10 protein-coding genes are annotated in these 15,552 nt (G+C 66.9%); 6 read left to right on the forward strand and 4 right to left on the reverse strand.

Annotated features, from left to right (window positions below; all coding sequences use genetic code 11):
• Positions 1–223: 223 nt before the first annotated feature.
• From ABJF88_00690 to ABJF88_00710, 5 genes are all read left to right on the forward strand, one after another.
• On the forward strand, positions 224–1,624 hold the full coding sequence (locus tag ABJF88_00690) for an oligosaccharide flippase family protein (protein ID MEP0545428.1): 1,401 nt from the start codon (positions 224–226) through the stop codon (positions 1,622–1,624).
• Positions 1,625–1,702: 78 nt separating this feature from the next.
• Positions 1,703–2,470: a methyltransferase domain-containing protein gene (locus ABJF88_00695; protein MEP0545429.1), complete on the forward strand. Its 768-nt coding sequence runs from the start codon at positions 1,703–1,705 to the stop codon at positions 2,468–2,470.
• A gap of 46 nt (positions 2,471–2,516) precedes the next feature.
• Entirely contained in the window at positions 2,517–3,758 is a 1,242-nt protein-coding gene (locus tag ABJF88_00700; GenBank protein MEP0545430.1) for a glycosyltransferase, read from the forward strand.
• A gap of 888 nt (positions 3,759–4,646) precedes the next feature.
• Positions 4,647–5,837, forward strand: coding sequence for a glycosyltransferase family 4 protein (locus ABJF88_00705; protein MEP0545431.1), 1,191 nt, complete (start codon positions 4,647–4,649; stop codon positions 5,835–5,837).
• Between the two features lie 85 nt (positions 5,838–5,922).
• On the forward strand, positions 5,923–6,717 hold the full coding sequence (locus ABJF88_00710) for a class I SAM-dependent methyltransferase (protein MEP0545432.1): 795 nt from the start codon (positions 5,923–5,925) through the stop codon (positions 6,715–6,717).
• 20 nt (positions 6,718–6,737) lie between these two features.
• Here the strand turns inward: ABJF88_00710 and dut are convergent, their stop codons facing one another.
• The 3 genes from dut to meaB all read right to left on the reverse strand — a co-directional run bounded on the left by dut (position 6,738) and on the right by meaB (position 9,970).
• A complete protein-coding gene (gene dut, locus ABJF88_00715) occupies positions 6,738–7,193 on the reverse strand; it encodes a dUTP diphosphatase (protein ID MEP0545433.1) in 456 nt (151 codons plus the stop codon).
• A gap of 64 nt (positions 7,194–7,257) precedes the next feature.
• Positions 7,258–8,868, reverse strand: coding sequence for a peptide MFS transporter (locus ABJF88_00720; protein ID MEP0545434.1), 1,611 nt, complete (start codon positions 8,866–8,868; stop codon positions 7,258–7,260).
• Positions 8,869–9,016: 148 nt separating this feature from the next.
• Complete coding sequence (gene meaB, locus ABJF88_00725; GenBank protein ID MEP0545435.1) at positions 9,017–9,970, reverse strand: methylmalonyl Co-A mutase-associated GTPase MeaB; 954 nt, start codon at positions 9,968–9,970, stop codon at positions 9,017–9,019.
• Positions 9,971–10,233: 263 nt separating this feature from the next.
• Between meaB and aspS the strand changes: the two genes are divergently transcribed.
• Positions 10,234–12,096 carry an aspartate--tRNA ligase gene (aspS, locus tag ABJF88_00730; protein MEP0545436.1) on the forward strand — a complete coding sequence of 621 codons (1,863 nt, stop codon included), beginning with the start codon at positions 10,234–10,236 and terminating at the stop codon, positions 12,094–12,096.
• Between the two features lie 159 nt (positions 12,097–12,255).
• Here the strand turns inward: aspS and ABJF88_00735 are convergent, their stop codons facing one another.
• Positions 12,256–15,456, reverse strand: coding sequence for a S8 family serine peptidase (locus tag ABJF88_00735; GenBank protein ID MEP0545437.1), 3,201 nt, complete (start codon positions 15,454–15,456; stop codon positions 12,256–12,258).
• Positions 15,457–15,552: the final 96 nt, after the last annotated feature.

A 15,552-nucleotide genomic window follows, 5' to 3' on the forward strand; every position in this document is an offset into this window, starting at 1 on the left:
AGAGGACGTACCCCATACCGCCGGCGACCTTCAAGGGCAGACCATCGGGGTCCACGTTCTTGCCCCACAGGGGAGCGATGCCCGGCACGACAGAGAAGGGGTGCATAGGCTACGGCTCTCGAGCAACGCGGCGGGACACTAGCTGCCCCAGCCGTCACATCCGGCGGCGTATTCCCTTGACTTTGGTATCCTAATGAGTGCAGGTAGGCAGATTGCCAAAAACATGGGGGCGCTGACCCTAGCACGCGGGGTAACTGCGCTGCTCAGCCTCGGAACCTTCGCACATCTTACACGGGCGCTCGGGCCAGACCGGTTCGGGATTTTGAGCTGGGGTCTCGCCCTACTCCTTTACTTTTCACTTATCGTCGACCTTGGCCTGGGGGTCCTTGGGACTCGTGAGGTAGCCCGAGACACCAGTCGCGTTCGACGTCTGGCCGAGGAGATACTGACGCTGCGCTTGGTGCTTTTAGCGGTTGCCCTGAGCGGCTTCGCCCTCATCGTACTCCTCCTCGACAAGCCTCCGTTGTTCAAGTATGTTATCGCCGTAGAGGGTCTGGCGCTCGTTGGCCACGCATTTGCGTTTGACTGGGTGTATCAGGGAGTCCAGAGGATGGGCATCATCGCCCTTCGAAATGTGACGAGCGCACTCCTGACATTCGTCGGGGCTATCCTCATCGTTCGATCACCCGACGATGTGGTCTTAGCAGCCGTCATCACTACATCAGCCCTCCTACTCAGTAACGGCTGGATGGCCGTGACGTATTGGCGTGAGTTCGGCCCCCTTAGGCTACGCGTAGAGTGGACAGCTTGGAAACGCCTGGCCCGCCCGGCTTTCCCAATTGCCGCCTCCCTGCTCATGATCTACGTATACACGACGGTAGATCAGCTCATGCTGGGCTTGCTCCGCTCAGATACCGAAGTCGGATGGTATGCGGTCTCTTTCCGGATTCTGACGGCTGCCCTCATTGCGAGCGACGTCATCAACCAAGCCTTCCTCCCCGCTCTCTCTGAAGCCTATGGCAATCCGATGGCGATGCTCCACAGGGCTCGCACCTTCGCGACCGCTTTGTTCGCCCTCGGTCTCCCGATCGCTGTAGGCGGAGCTGCTATGGCTCCCGAGATCGTCGTCCTCTTTGCGGGTGATGACTTCGCGCCTGCTACGGTATCGCTAACGCTCCTCATGATCAATGTCGGCCTCGTTTACATCGGCAAGGCATTCGGCGACTCGCTCATTGCTTGGGATCGCGAGCGGGCCTTCCTGTGGATCGCCACGGCTGGAGCCTTACTCAACATCGCGCTGAACGCCATACTGATCCCGGCTTTTGGCCTGAACGGCGCGGCTGTGGCGACGGTCATATGTGGCGGCGGTGTCACCGTGGGGCTTGCCGTGACATACTACCGTGCCTTCGGGACCCTCTTCCTTCCCGAGTTAGCACGCACCGCGCTCGCTACCGCAGTATGCGTCGGGGTTCCGGTATGGCTCGGCCGTGCTTGGGAATGGCCCCTCCTCGTCATCGTTCCAGTGTGCGTGCTACTCTACGGAGGGGGGCTCGTGATTTTCCGTGTCATCCGCCCGAGCACGCTCGCCGTTCTTCGAAGGACGGCTCCAACAGAGTCAACTTGACAGAGCACAGTGAGCCCGTAGATTCTGTTGGTATCACTCCATCCTCCGCCCCACCCAATACGGGATTCGCTGCACGACATGCCTAAAGTCGCCCCCCCGCTGGACATATTCCCTGCTTACGACAAGCGCCGTGCAGAAAGCACGGGGCTCCGCAGGTGGATCTACAAGCTTTCCCCGATTCCGCTGCACACCCTCACGCCCCTCGTGTTCGAATTGCGGTTATCCGTCCTGCGCATGCTCACTCGACGGGTGCCTCGACAGTTTCAGGGGATGCGTGACCTGCTCGTCAACATTGGGCCGGGACCGTACGGCAAACCTGGCTGGGTGAACGTAGACATTTTTAAGGCGGAGGGTATTGACTGCGTGTACGACTGCCGCAAGCATTTGCCCTTCCCGGACCACGCTGTCCGCGCCCTGTTTTGCGAGCACGTCTTCGAGCACATCGACTACACCGAGGAGGCCCCGCACTTCCTCGCCGAATGTTATCGAGTACTACAACCGGGAGGCGTCGTCCGAATCATCGTGCCGGACGCCGAGGCATACCTCCGGGCCTATTGCGAGAGTGGCTGGGAGCGGCTCGCCGAGGTCCGACAACTCGGCGAGAACCGCTACGATCCCCATCACGGTGGTCACTACCGTACGAAGATGGAGCTCATCAACGTCCTATTCCGACAAGGCTTTGAACACAAGTTCCTGTACGATTACGAAACCCTGGCGCTGTTACTGAAGGACGCCGGGTTTTCGCAGGTGAACCGCGGGACCTTCGGAGAGTCCGTGCTGGATGAACTCAAGATTGACAAGCCCGAGCGCGCTTCCGAGAGTCTTTACGTTGAGGCCATCAAATAGCCTCAACGTAGACGAGACTCTTGAAACCTCCGATTTCGCCAAGTTGATGTCCGATCCGTATCGTCACCGCCTCATGCTGTTCGAGCCGAACAGCGGGGGGCACCACGCTGGGTACATCGCCCACGTCCTCCAGGCATGGCGCAACCTCACCCTTCCGGGCCGCATCGCGGCGGTCGTCTCGCCGCGGCTTTTTGACGAGCACCCTACGCTGCGGGACCTCGCGTTCGACGATGGGCACGGTGCAGCGGAGTTTGTGGAAATGCCCGAGGCTCCGGCGCTGAAGGGGCGCTCTCTTCTGGCGAAGGGGATCGGAGAGCGGCGTCTGCTCAAGGAGTACACCGAGCGGCTGCGGCCCGAACACGTCGTCCACATGTTCATGGACCACGGCCAGTTTGCCCTCGCCACCGGCCTCCGGTTCTCGTACCCCGTCGAGATCTCCGGCCTTTTCCTCCGCATCTCCCACCAACGTGCGCTCCCCGACGAGACCATGCACGAGCGCGTCGTTCGGCTACGGAAGCGGTGGCTGCTATGGGCCGCCCTCCGCAACCCCCACATGGGCGTCGTCTTCTCGGCGGACCCGACTGTCGCTCCAGCCGTCCGCGCGCTCGATCCCAGTGCACGGACCGCAACGCTTCCCGACCCGGTGCCCCTCCCGTCTGGGAATGCCGAGCCGGTCGAGACACGGATGGCCTATGGGGTGGAGCCGGACCGGCAACTCGTCCTGCTCTTCGGCGTGCTCGCCGAGCGGAAAGGGGTCTTCAAAATGCTGGAGGCGCTTCGCCGACTGCCCGACGCGGTCTGCGCCCGCCTCTGCGTCCTCTTCGCTGGACCGGTGGAAACGGGGCTCGAAGGGCGGCTACACTCTGCTATGGATGCTGTGCGGCGCGAGCATCCGGTCCAACTCCTCCTCCACGAAGCCTACCTCCACGAGCCCGAGATCAACGCGCTCTTGGGCGCTGCCGACCTCGCCCTTCTTCCCTACCAGGGGCACTCCGGAACAAGCTCCGTCCTCATCCGAGCGTCCGGGACACAGCGCCCTGTCTTGAGCCAGAGCTATGGCCTGATGGGCGAGCAGGTCCGCGAGCACGCGCTCGGCCAAGCCGTCGACGCCTCCGATCCGCAAGCCATCGCTGATGGGCTCATTCGCTTTCTCGAAAACCCAACGGTAGGATTCGATCCGGCCCGAGCCCGAGCCTTCGCCGAGATGCACACGCCCCACGCATACGCCGAGGCCATGCTCGCCCACCTCGACCTGCTGACTTCCCGCTCCGGCGTCCCGTCGCCGTGAGGGCAGCGGTCGCAACATCCACGCGGCCCCTCCTGCTCCGGCAACCCTGCCTCGGCCTGGCGAACACTGACACATTCAGCCTGCGCTTGCCGACTCGTGCCATCTGAAGCGAGTTCCTCGAGCTGGATGCCCCGTCTATCTCCCCCCGCGTGACGGTCTCCATCTTCACTATCACGTACTTCCGAGTGACGAGGAACCGCTTGATAAGACGTACCGCATCCTCGCAGACCGCTATCTCTTCTCAACTCGCCCGCCCTCTCCATCAACGATCGAATCGGAATTGCTGACGCTTTTCAGGCTCGTGGAATGCGATGCGTGAACACAGCGGACAATCCCAAAGTAGAGGAGCCAGCCACAGAAATGTCTTCATACCGCTGAGATCCTTGACCTCCGAACTGACCTATGGAGAGGAAGGGGACCACCCGTTCCTCAATCCGAAGACACTACATTCATCACCACGTACCGTTATCGATGGGTAGGAATGGAAGACCCGGACCCTGGACAGTCGGGTGCGCTCCTAGTATTGCCCTTCGCGCACCCTGTCGCTATTCTGGGATCGAGCTTGAGGGTTTCTTGCTGGGCTATTGGTTTCCGAACGGAACCGGTGCGCCAGACAACCACCGTACCATAACGCGCCGCAGCGTCTCAACCTGCGCCTTCTCCACTAGCGACGCCCCTGCCGTACCGCGCAGACGTAGTGATCGATGGAAGCGAATCCTTGACCAGGTCGCTGCCTCGCACACCATAAGCCACGCCTCGCGTAATGAGACCGTTGTTTCTCGGCAACGCACTCCATAATCAGATCACTTCCTCACGACCGCTTTGCCCACTCCGATTCGTCGCGTTTGCATTCAATGGCCTAGGCTTGGGCCGCTGCATCTCAACAGGTTGCGTGCCGCTCACGAGGTGCTTGGCCGCCACGGTATCGAGGTCGTTGCGCTGGAGATCGCAAGCAACGACGCCATCTACGACTGGCGCGAGGAGCAGGCTCCGACACCGTATCCCCGCGAGACGTTGTTCCCCGGTCGCAATTACGACAACCTGACGCCGGAGCAACTCCATACGGTCACCACGGAGGCCCTCGACAAGCTCAACCCTGACGCCGTCCACATCCACAGCTATGCGACGCCCGATGCCAGGGCATGCCTTGCTTGGTGCCGTCGCCATCGCCGTGTTGCTGTATGCATGGCCGAGAGCAAAGAGAGCGATGCCCCACGGATATGGTGGCGCGAGAGACTCAAACACGTCATTGCTTCGGAGTTCGACGCTGCTCAAGCTTCCGGCTCCCCAGGAACTCGCTACGCAGTCAAACTGGGGATCCCTGCCTCTCGCATCTTCATTGGCTATAGCGTCGTCGATAACGAGTACTTCGCGGAGCATGCGCTGATCGCTCAGAACGATCCCTCGGGAGTCCGCCATCTGCCAGGCCTCGGCGATCCGACTCCCTTTTTCTTTGCCTCGGCCAGATTCATAGAGCGCAAGAACCTTCCAGCGCTCCTGCACGCCTACGCCCGCTACCGCCGCGAGAGCCCTGAACCTTGGCGGCTTGTGCTCATCGGAGATGGCCCGCTCCGTCCTCAGCTCGAACAAATCATTGCCGATGAGCAGATAGAGGGCATAACGCTGGCCGGATGGATGCAGATCGAGCACCTCCCCTCGTACTACGGGCTCGCGTCCGCTTTCGTCCATACTGCTGAGGTCGACCAGTGGGGTCTCGTGGTGAACGAGGCCATGGCTGCCGGCCTCCCCGTCATCGTTTCCACCGGAACCGGGTGCTCCGAGGACCTCGTCCACGACGGCGAGAACGGGTTCACGTTCCGGCCCGACGATATCGCCACGCTTGCTCGCCACCTCTACGCTGTGGCGCACGAGGTCGATCGCGATGGCTTCGCCCAGCGATCCCGCGAGATCATCGCGGAGTGGCCGCTGGAACGATTTGGAACCAGCCTCCACCAAGCTGTCGAGGCCGGAGCGGAGGTGGCTGACCGGCGGGGCTTTAGCCTGCTTGCGCGCGCCGCCCTGTGGGCTTTGCGGAAGGCGTCACGGTCAATCACGTCGTTCCATAGCATTGCGAGGTAGCAACCGCTCGGCTCTCACGCGCTTATTCTTAACTCCAGCCGCCCTCCCTCCTTCGCTCGTTTACCTAGCTAGTAACCCCGTCGCTATGACTGCCCCCAACTCTCTCCAAGACCGTGTCGAGCGCGAACGCGCCGCGCACACCGAGGACGACGTGCTGGGCCGGAGTGCCCAACTCAAGGACCGGTTCAGCCACATCTGGCGCTACCCCGCCCTCCGCCGACTCCTCGACACCCTCGAAGGCCATCTCTCCAACCTCGACGGGAAGCGCGTTCTCGACCTCGGCTGCGGGCGTGGCGAGCGGAGCCTGACGCTGCTCGAACGAGGCGCCACCGTCGACGGCATCGACATTTCCCCTGTCTACATCGGACAGGCCGAGGACGAAGCCCGCGCCGCCGGCTTCCCCGACGCCCGCTTCACGTTCATCGCCGGCGACGCGCACCACCTCCCGTACGACGACGCCTCGTTCGACCTCGTCGTCGGCGACGGCATCCTTCACCACCTCGACCTCGACGCAGCGCTCGGCGAGGTCCACCGCGTCCTGAAGCCGGGCGGACGGGCGCTCTTTCGCGAGCCACTCCTCGACAACCCCCTCCTCAAACTCTTCCGCGCCCTCACGCCGAAGGCACGCACCGAGGACGAGCTCCCGCTCAGCACGTCGGACCTCCAGCAAATCGAGGCCTCGGACCGGTGGAACGTCGAGAGCTCGTACTGCGGCCTCCTCAGCGCCCCGGTTGCCGTGGTGACATCGTTCGTGCTGCGCCCCTTCCCGAACAACGTCTTCCTCCGTGCCGCCGACCGGGTGGAGCAGGCCTTGGCTAGCCGGAAATCGCTCCACGCGAAGCATCAGTACGTCCTGCTCAATCTCGTGCGTCGCGCCTGACCCCGTAGGCGCAGCCGGGGCTAGCCCCGGCCGGTGTGGCCGAAGCCACCCGTTCCACGCGCCGTCTCCTCTAGCTCGGCTTCGGGCACGAGTTCCACACGTTCGACGCGGGCTACGACGAGCTGGGCGATGCGCTCGCCGCGCTCGACGGTGAACGTCTCGAGCCCGTGGTTGATGAGGATGACCTTCACCTCGCCCCGGTAGTCGGCGTCGATCGTGCCGGGGCTGTTGAGGACGGTGACGCCGTGCTTCGCGGCGAGGCCGCTTCGGGGACGGACCTGCCCTTCGGTGCCGAGCGGGAGCGCGAGCTTGAGCCCGGTCGGGAGGAGGGCGTGCGTGCCGGGGGCGAGCGCGACGGGCTCGGTGACGGCGGCGCGGAGGTCGAGCCCGGCGGAGCCTACGGTGGCCTGCGCGGGGAGGTCGAGCCCTTCGCCGTGGGGGAGGACCTGGACGGGGACGCGGATGGGGTCGGACATGGACTGGGGAAATGCGTAGGGGCGACCGGCCGGCCGCCCCTACGGGTCGGGATGGGAACGAGCGTCAGTGTGAGATGGCGGCGGCCTCTTCCGAGCGCGCCATCATCCGCTTGAACGGACCGGCGATGAAGAAGAACACGACGCCTGCCGCAATCGCGATCGACGCGACGAGGCCCATGAACGAGGGAAGTTCGAGGACTTCGTAGAACGACGCGATGTAGCCGGCGATGAAGTTGCCGACGGAGGCGCCGAGGAACCACACCCCCATCATCAGCGACGAGACGCGGGCCGGGGCCAACTTCGTCATCGCGCTCAGCCCGACGGGCGAGAGCGTGAGCTCGCCGAGGGTGTGGAGGAGGTACGTCAGTACGAGCCACATCGGCGAGACTTCGGCGCCGCCGGCTGCGGCGGCCCCGGCCCCGATCATCACGACGAACCCGAGCCCGAGGAGCACGAGGCCGACGCCGAACTTCGTCGGGCTCGACGGGTCCTTCCCGCGCCGCCCGAGCCACACCCACAGCGCGGCCACGACGGGCGCGATCGTGAAGATGAACAGGGCATTGAGCGACTGGAACCACGCCGCCGGAATCACGCCGGTGCCGAGCCCCGGGATCCACTGCAGCCAGTCGCCGACGGTGCGGTCGGTGGACTCCTGCGCGAAGAGGTTGAGGCTGGAGCCGGCCTGCTCGAACGCCGCCCAGAAGACGGCCGCGCCGAGGAAGAGGAGCCCGATGAGGTAGAGCCGCTTCCGCTCGGCGTCGGTCCAGTAGTCGCGTGTGAAGAGCCATCCGAAGAGGCCGAAGACGATGACGAGCAAGATCACGGTGTAGATCGTCGTGATCGTCTCGGCCGTGGAGGCGATCACGCCCGCCGCCATCAGCCCGCCGAGGACCGCGATGAGCACGGCGAAGCCGCCGAGCCCTTTGAAGAACGCGCCGCGCGCCGTCGCCTTCTCTCGCTGCGCCTCAGCGGTGAGCGCGCCGACGTTGCCGAGTTGCTTCCCGAAGAGCACGTAAACGATCATCCCGACCGTCATGCCGACGCCGGCCGCAGCGAAGCCGTAGTGCCAACCGTAGTTGATCGCGAGCGCGCCGCAGACGAGCGGGGCCGCGAAGGCGCCCATGTTGATCCCCATGTAGAAGATCGTGAAACCGGCGTCGCGCCGGGCGTCCTCGGCCGGGTAGAGCTGCCCGACCATCACCGAGATGTTCGGCTTCAAGAGGCCCGTCCCGATCACGATGAGGCCTAGGCCGGAGAAGAAGAAGATCGTCGACGGGATCGCCATCGTGAAGTGGCCGAGGGCGATGATGATGCCGCCGACGAGGACGGAGCGCCGCTGCCCGAGGATCCGGTCGGCGATCCAGCCGCCGGGGAGGTTCACGAGGTAGACGAGCGAGGTGTAGAGCCCGTAGATCAGGGCCGAGGTCGCCACGTCGTAGCCCAGCCCGCCGTCGACCGTCGCCGCGGTCATGAACAGGACGAGGAGGGCGCGCATCCCGTAGTACGAGAAGCGCTCGAAGAGCTCGGTGAAGAAGAGATTCGAGAGCCCGAGCGGGTGCCCGAAGAAGCGCGTGTCGTTCGCGCCAATCGCGCCAGAGGCGACGCCTCCGCCGGCAGCGGCGATTTCATGCGCGGCGAGGTCCGTCGAGGCCTCAGCGTTGGGATCTTTTGCCATAGGGGTCTACTCGGTGGGAAGAGGAAGACAGCGAAGAGGAGACGTCGCCAAGCGAACGGGCAGAAGATAGGAAGAATCCACAGGCCGTGCAGGGCGATCCGGCGTTCCTCCCGGATAGGCCGCCGGTCTGTCCAGCGAGGTCACACCCTCACGCAGCCCCATCGAGCAGTTGGAGCGCGAGGGCGTGCGGGGCGAGAGCGTCGGCACCGAACGCATCGAGCGCATCGTCGAGCGCGGCCTGCCGCTCAGTTGTCCAGAACCGCCGCTGCCAGTCGGCTTGCACGAGGCGGCGGACGCGGCGGCGCAGCCGGGCTGCCCGCTTCGCCTCCCACCGGCCGTCGGCGGCCAGCCAGTCGCGGTGTTGCTGCATGGCGTCGGTGAGCGCGTCCAGCCCCTCCGTCTGCGTGGCGACGGTCTTCACGACGGGGGGCATCCACGTCGCCTCGTCGTGCGCACGCAGCCGCAGCGTCGAGCGGAGCGCGCCGACGAGCGCGTTGGCGTCGGGGTGGTCGGCCTTGTTGACGCAGAACACGTCGGCGATCTCCATCAGCCCGGCCTTCATCGCCTGGATCGCGTCGCCGCTCTCGGGCACGAGCACGACGACGACGGTGTCGGCGGCCTCGGCCACATCGAGTTCGCCCTGCCCCACGCCGACGGTCTCGATGAGCACGCGGTCGAAGCCGGCGGCGTCGAGCACGTCGCACGCCGCCTCGGTCGCTTCGGAGAGCCCGCCGCCCGCGCCGCGCGCCGCGAGCGAGCGGAAGAACACGCCGTCGTCGCCGAGCCGCTCGCTGAGGCGGACGCGGTCGCCGAGGAGCGCGCCCCCCGTGAACGGACTCGACGGGTCGACGGCGACGACGCCGATTGTCTGCCCGGCCTCGCGGACGTGCCCGATGAGCCGGTCGGTAAGCGTGGACTTCCCCGCGCCGGGCGGCCCCGTGATGCCAACGCGCCACGCGCCGCCGGTGTGCGGGTAGAGCGCGTCTACGAGGTCATCGGCCCCTTCAAGGCCGTTCTCGACGCGCGTGATGGCGCGGGCGACGGCGCGGCGGTGGCCCGCGAGGACGGCATCGGCGAGGGCGTGAGGGTCGGTGAGGTTCATGGGAGGAAGATGACGCACGCGGCGCGCTCCGTGCCCGGCATCGCCATTATCAATCGCAAATTTTCATTTCTTCCCCGCTGCCGCCCCGACCTTAGCAAGCTCGTTACCTCCCCATTGTCATTGCGAGAAGCGAAGCGACGAAGCAATCTCCCTAGGGAAGCAGGCCGGAAGACCTCTAGAAGTCCTTCGGAGATTGCCGCGTCGGCCTTCGGCCTCCTCGCAATGACAACGGGGGATTCTCCTTCGCTCTCCTGGCACTCCCCATGTCCGAACACGCCCCCCGCACGCACACGAACGGCGCGCTCCGCGATGAGCACGTCGGCCAGACGGTCACGCTCAAAGGCTGGGTCGACACCCGGCGCGACCTCGGCGGTCTCATCTTCATCGACCTCCGCGACCGCTACGGGCTGACGCAGGTGGTCTTCTCACCCCAAGTCGCGCAGGCGGCGTACGAGAACGCAGAGAAGCTCCGCACCGAGGCCGTGATCTCCGTCCGCGGCGAGGTCCGCCGGCGCGACGCCGACCAGGTCAACCCGAAGCTCGCGACGGGCGAGATCGAGGTGTGGGTGGACGACGTGGAAATCCTCAACACGGCCGAGCCGCTCCCCTTCGTCGTGACGGCGCACGAGGAGAAGCAGCAGAACACGAACGAGGAGCTCCGCCTCCAGTACCGCTACCTCGATCTCCGGCGGCCCGCACTCCAACAGAACCTCCTCCTCCGCTCGAAGCTCTACCAGAGCGTCCGCCGCTACTTCGACGGGCACGACTTCGTCGAGGTCGAGACGCCGGTGCTGATGAAGTCGACGCCGGAGGGCGCGCGCGACTACCTCGTGCCGAGCCGCGTCCACCCCGGCCAGTTCTACGCGCTCCCGCAATCGCCGCAGACGTACAAGCAGATCCTCATGGTCGCGGGGCTCGACCGCTACTTCCAGATCGTGAAGTGCTTCCGCGACGAGGACCTCCGCGCCGACCGCCAGCCGGAGTTCACGCAGATCGACGTCGAGATGACGTTCGCGACGGAGGAGGGGATCTACGAGATGATGGAGGGCCTGATGGCGCAGGTCTGGCGCGAGCTGAAGGGGACGGAGTTGGAGACGCCGTTCCAGCGGATGCCGTACGCCGAGGCGATCCGCCGCTACGGCTCCGACAAGCCCGACCTCCGCTTCGGCCTCGAACTCCACGACGTGTCAGCCGCCTTCGCCGACACCCCGTTCCGCGTGTTCAGCAACGTCGTCGACGCGGGCGGCGCGATCGTCGCGATCCGCGTGCCGGGCGAGGGCGACCGCGGGCGCGGCGCGATGGACCGGCTCGACAAAGACGTCGTCCGCAAGCGGATCGGCGCGGGCGGGCTCGTCTACTTCAAGCTCCCGAGCGACGGCAGCGAGACGTTCTCCTCCGTGAAGTCGGAGGTCCTCCCGACCGAGTACGTCGACCGCGCGATCGAAGCCGTCGGTGCCGAAGCCGGCGACCTCGTGCTCGTGCTCGCCGGGCCGCAACCGAAAGTGTTCGAGCAGGCCGGCACGCTCCGCCTCCACCTCGCCGACGAGCTCGGCCTCCTCCCCGACGGTGCCGACGGCCCGTGGCGCTTCCTGTGGGTGACGGACTTCCCGCTCCTCGAACACGACGCCGACGAGGACCGGTTCTACGCCATGCACCACCCGTTCACGAGCCCGAAGGCCGAGGACATGGCGAAGCTCGACACCGACCCCGGCGCAGTCCGGGCGCGGGCGTACGACCTCGTCCTCAACGGCTCCGAACTCGGTGGGGGCTCGATCCGGATCCACCGTCGCGAGGTGCAGCAGCAGATGTTCCGCGCCCTCGGCATCGAGGCGGAGGAGGCGCAGGAGCGATTCGGCTTCCTCCTCGACGCCTTCCGCTACGGCGCGCCGCCCCACGGCGGCATCGCCTTCGGCCTCGACCGGATCGTGATGCACCTCACCGGCGCATCGTCGCTGCGAGACGTGATCGCGTTTCCGAAAACGCAGGCGGCGTCGGAGTTGATGAGCCACACGCCGGACGCCGTCGACGACCGCCAGCTCCGCGACCTCCACATCCGCACCGTCCTCCCCGACGCCAAAGCGGGCGACGGCTCGGACAAGACGAAGGCGGTGAAGCAGCCGTCGTAGGCTCGCGACCCCCTGCCGCGCTCACGGTCACTCGCTACGCTCGTTCCCCACTTTGCGCGGCTGTCCCCCTCGGCGAGGGGGACAGCCCGGTGCGCCCTGAGCAAGCGTAGGGACTCGTCCCGGAGCGACTGATGGCGCACCGGGCGGGGGTCCGCTCCGCTATCGCAGCAGCGTCATCCGCCGCGTCGCCACCACGCCGTCCGCCGAGAACCGCGCGACGTAGACGCCACTGGCGAGCCCGCGCGCATCCCACGTCGCGGTGTGCGACCCGGCCTCGAAGCGCCCCTCGGCCAGCACCGCCACGCGGCGGCCGAGCGCGTCGAACACCTCCAGCCGCACGTCCGAAGCGCGCGGCAGCGCGTACCGGAGCGTGGTCGACGGCGCGAACGGGTTGGGGTAGTTCGCCTCCAGCGCGGCCTGATCGGGAATCCCGCTCTCGCTCTCATTCGCGACCGCGTTCCCCATCAGCGCCTCGACCCACATGTGCCAGCCGTCGTCGGCGTTCTGGAACCACGCCTGCGACATGTTATGCCACGTGTTATCGCTCCACAGCTCCCACTCGAACGGTGAGGGGGCGCCGAGCGACTGCGTGGCGGCGATCGTGAAGTCGTTCGTGCCGTACGGCGCGGCGTACTCGACGGACACGAAGAACGAGGCCGGGACGGCGACCGGGGCGAACCGGAGTTCCGTGGCCGGCGATGGCGTGGCCGGATCGCCATCGACCTGCGCATCAGCCAGGGTGTAGGTCTGCGAGAACAGCGGACTGCCCTGCGGGCCCGTCGCTGCCGTGCCGCCGTAGACCCGGAGCGTGTACGACACGAGCGCCGGGGTCGGCGCGCGCGCGCTGAGGTAGACGTCGACGCCTTCGAGCAGGCCGCCGCCCGGCACCTCGAACGCGACGGCCTTGCCGAGGTCGGTGAATTCGTTCGTGCCGTGGACGAACCCGCCGCCCTGCGTCGTGAAGGCGTTCTGCGTGTCCGTGTCCGTGAGGTGCGTAAGCGTCCCGCCGCCCGTTCCGCCTCCCTCGACGGTGAGTGTGACGGGCACCGTGAAGGTCGCCTCGTCCGGGTCGTTCGAGGTGATGACGACGGTGCCGGTGTACGTCCCGGCCTGCAATCCGACCGCGCTCAGTCCGACGGTCACCGTGCTGCTCGCGCCGGGTGTCGTCGTGCCCGAGCCCGGCGTGACGGCGATCCACGAGGCCCCGCCGCCCGTGTTGAGCGCCGCGTCGAGCTGGAGACGCGGCCGGGTAAGGCCGTTGCGGGAATCCGTGACGGGGACGCCCGTCGAGGCGATGGCGTCGAGGATTTCGGTGACGCTGGCCTGCGGGCGCTGGCCCTTCATCACGGCCCACGCCCCGGCGACGTGCGGGGCGGCCATCGAGGTGCCGCTCAGTTCGCCGAAGACGCCGCCGGGCATCGACGACGTGATGGTCTGGCCGGGCGCGAGCAGGTGGAGGCCGGCCGAGCTGTTCGAGAACGGGGAGATCGCATCGACGATCGTCCCGCCGGAGCCGTCCTGCGTGGAGCCGACGCTGACGGCCGTCGAGATGCAGGCCGGCGCGCCCATGGCGTTCGTGAAGCTCTCGTTCCCCGACGCGATGACGGTCGCGATCCCCGCCGCCCGGAGGTTGTCGATGACGGGCTTGAGCGGGTTGTCGTCGCAGGCGCTCGTGAACTGGCCGCCCCCGAGGCTCATGTTGGCCGAGGCAATAGCGAACGTGTTGCGCTGGCCGTAGACGTACTCGAGCCCGCGCATCTGGTCCGAGGTCGCGGTGAGGGTGCAGGGAGCCTGGCCGCCGCAGATCTGCGCGTCGAGGATGGTGGTGAAGACCTGCACGGCGATGAGGCTCGCGTCCCGCCCCACGCCGGAGAACGCGGGGCCACGGCCCACGGCGATCCCGGCGACGTGCGTGCCGTGGTTGCATCCGTCGACCCCGCACGGGGCCGCTGCGCCGGGCCCGGTCTGCTGGGTCTGCCCGTTCGGGCAGTTGGACACGGCCACGCCGGCCTGCGACGATGAGAAGCACGCCTCGGCGACGGCCCGCCCGCCGAAGAACGGGTGCCCCGTGTCGGTGCCCGTGTCGAGCACGGCGACGGCCTGCCCCGCGCCGGAGAACCCCTGCTGCCACGCCGCGGGCGCCCCGACGATCGCCGTGCTCTCCGCCAGCGACGTGGGGTAGAGCACGTCCTCGTGTACGTCGTACACGCCGGGGTCGGCGGCGAGGGCGTCGAGCCCGGCGACGTCCACGGTCATCGCGACGTAGGGCACGGTCTCGAAGGTCTTGACGGAGCGCACGTCGTAGGCGGCGAGCCGGTCCAGCAGGGCCTCCCGCGCCGAGGCGATCCCTGTCCGCTGCCGGTCCACCGCATCGTTCCGGCCCAACTCCCCTTCGGGCCGGAACGCCGTGTTCAGCCCGACGATCACGGCGACCGAGCCGGTCCGCCGCGCGGTTTCGCGGAGCGCGGCGAAGTCCGAGACCGCCGGAGCCGTGCCGTAGCGCTCCGCCACCGGCGGCTCAAGCCCGGCAGGCCGATTGGCGGTGGCCGACGCATTCCATGAGAGCGACCCCGCTCCGGTGTTGCCGATCGTCAGGTTCAGCGTCGTGGTCGCTCCAGCCGCCAGCGTTGCGCCGAGGCTGGCCGGCGTCACCGCGATGTCCGGCACGTTGCCGCCACCGCCGCCCGAATCGCCGAGGGCGCGGATCACGAACGCGTCTTGTTGCCCGTTCCCGAGGATGTCCCCGAGCGCGGTCCAGTCGTTCGGCGCACTCGTCCCGCTGAAGAAGCAGCGGCCGGCGTAGTTGCCGGTGCCCTCGTCGTCCGTGCCCATCGGGAACGGGACGTCGAGGAAGCCGACGACGATGAAGAACGATTCCCCCGCCTGGAAGGTCGGCGGCGCCGGGTCGAAGCTGACCGCGAGGAGTTGGCCGTTGGGCGCGGGCGCGCTCCCCGAGCCGAAGAACAGGAGGTTGCCGCCGGTGGGGCTGTTCGGCCCGGCCGCATCGTCGTACACGGCGATCGCGAGGTCCTGCGTCCCCGACTCCGTCCGGTATGCGAAGCGGGTGCCCGTAAGCGTGAAGGCCGAGGACGTCGTGAACCGCGTCGCCGCGTAGAACTCCGTCGCCGCGCCGAAGCCGAGGTAGTCGTCCGGCGTCGCGTTCCGGTCGTCGTAGACGATGGAGTCCGGGGCGAAGCTGGAGGGCGGCGGGGCGGCGAACGCCTTGGTCAGCGGGATGCTGGCATCTGCCGCCCGGATCGACGGCGCCTCCGCGACGTGGTGCTGTGCGCTAGCGCGGGGAACGAGCGTGAGTAGGAGCGCGAGAGCGACCCCGAGGGCGCGGGCGGTGAGACCGGACATGGCAGCGACACGTTGTGATAGAGGAATCCGAGGCCCGAGCCCCGCTTCTCTATCAGGAACGTGAAGCCGCGCTGCGCCGGATCATCCGGCCTCGCT

Source organism: Rhodothermales bacterium (assembly GCA_039944855.1).
Classification (GTDB): domain Bacteria; phylum Bacteroidota; class Rhodothermia; order Rhodothermales; family JANQRZ01; genus JBBSMX01.

Bases quoted from the DNA above. Each gene is read 5' to 3' on its own strand.
- ABJF88_00690 (MEP0545428.1), top strand. From the start codon at position 224: ATGGGGGCGCTGACCCTAGCACGCGGGGTAACTGCGCTGCTCAGCCTC.
- ABJF88_00695 (MEP0545429.1), top strand. From the start codon at position 1,703: ATGCCTAAAGTCGCCCCCCCGCTGGACATATTCCCTGCTTACGACAAG.
- ABJF88_00700 (MEP0545430.1), top strand. From the start codon at position 2,517: ATGTCCGATCCGTATCGTCACCGCCTCATGCTGTTCGAGCCGAACAGC.
- ABJF88_00710 (MEP0545432.1), top strand. From the start codon at position 5,923: ATGACTGCCCCCAACTCTCTCCAAGACCGTGTCGAGCGCGAACGCGCC.
- dut (MEP0545433.1), bottom strand. From the start codon at position 7,193: ATGTCCGACCCCATCCGCGTCCCCGTCCAGGTCCTCCCCCACGGCGAA.
- ABJF88_00720 (MEP0545434.1), bottom strand. From the start codon at position 8,868: ATGGCAAAAGATCCCAACGCTGAGGCCTCGACGGACCTCGCCGCGCAT.
- meaB (MEP0545435.1), bottom strand. From the start codon at position 9,970: ATGAACCTCACCGACCCTCACGCCCTCGCCGATGCCGTCCTCGCGGGC.
- aspS (MEP0545436.1), top strand. From the start codon at position 10,234: ATGTCCGAACACGCCCCCCGCACGCACACGAACGGCGCGCTCCGCGAT.
- ABJF88_00735 (MEP0545437.1), bottom strand. From the start codon at position 15,456: ATGTCCGGTCTCACCGCCCGCGCCCTCGGGGTCGCTCTCGCGCTCCTA.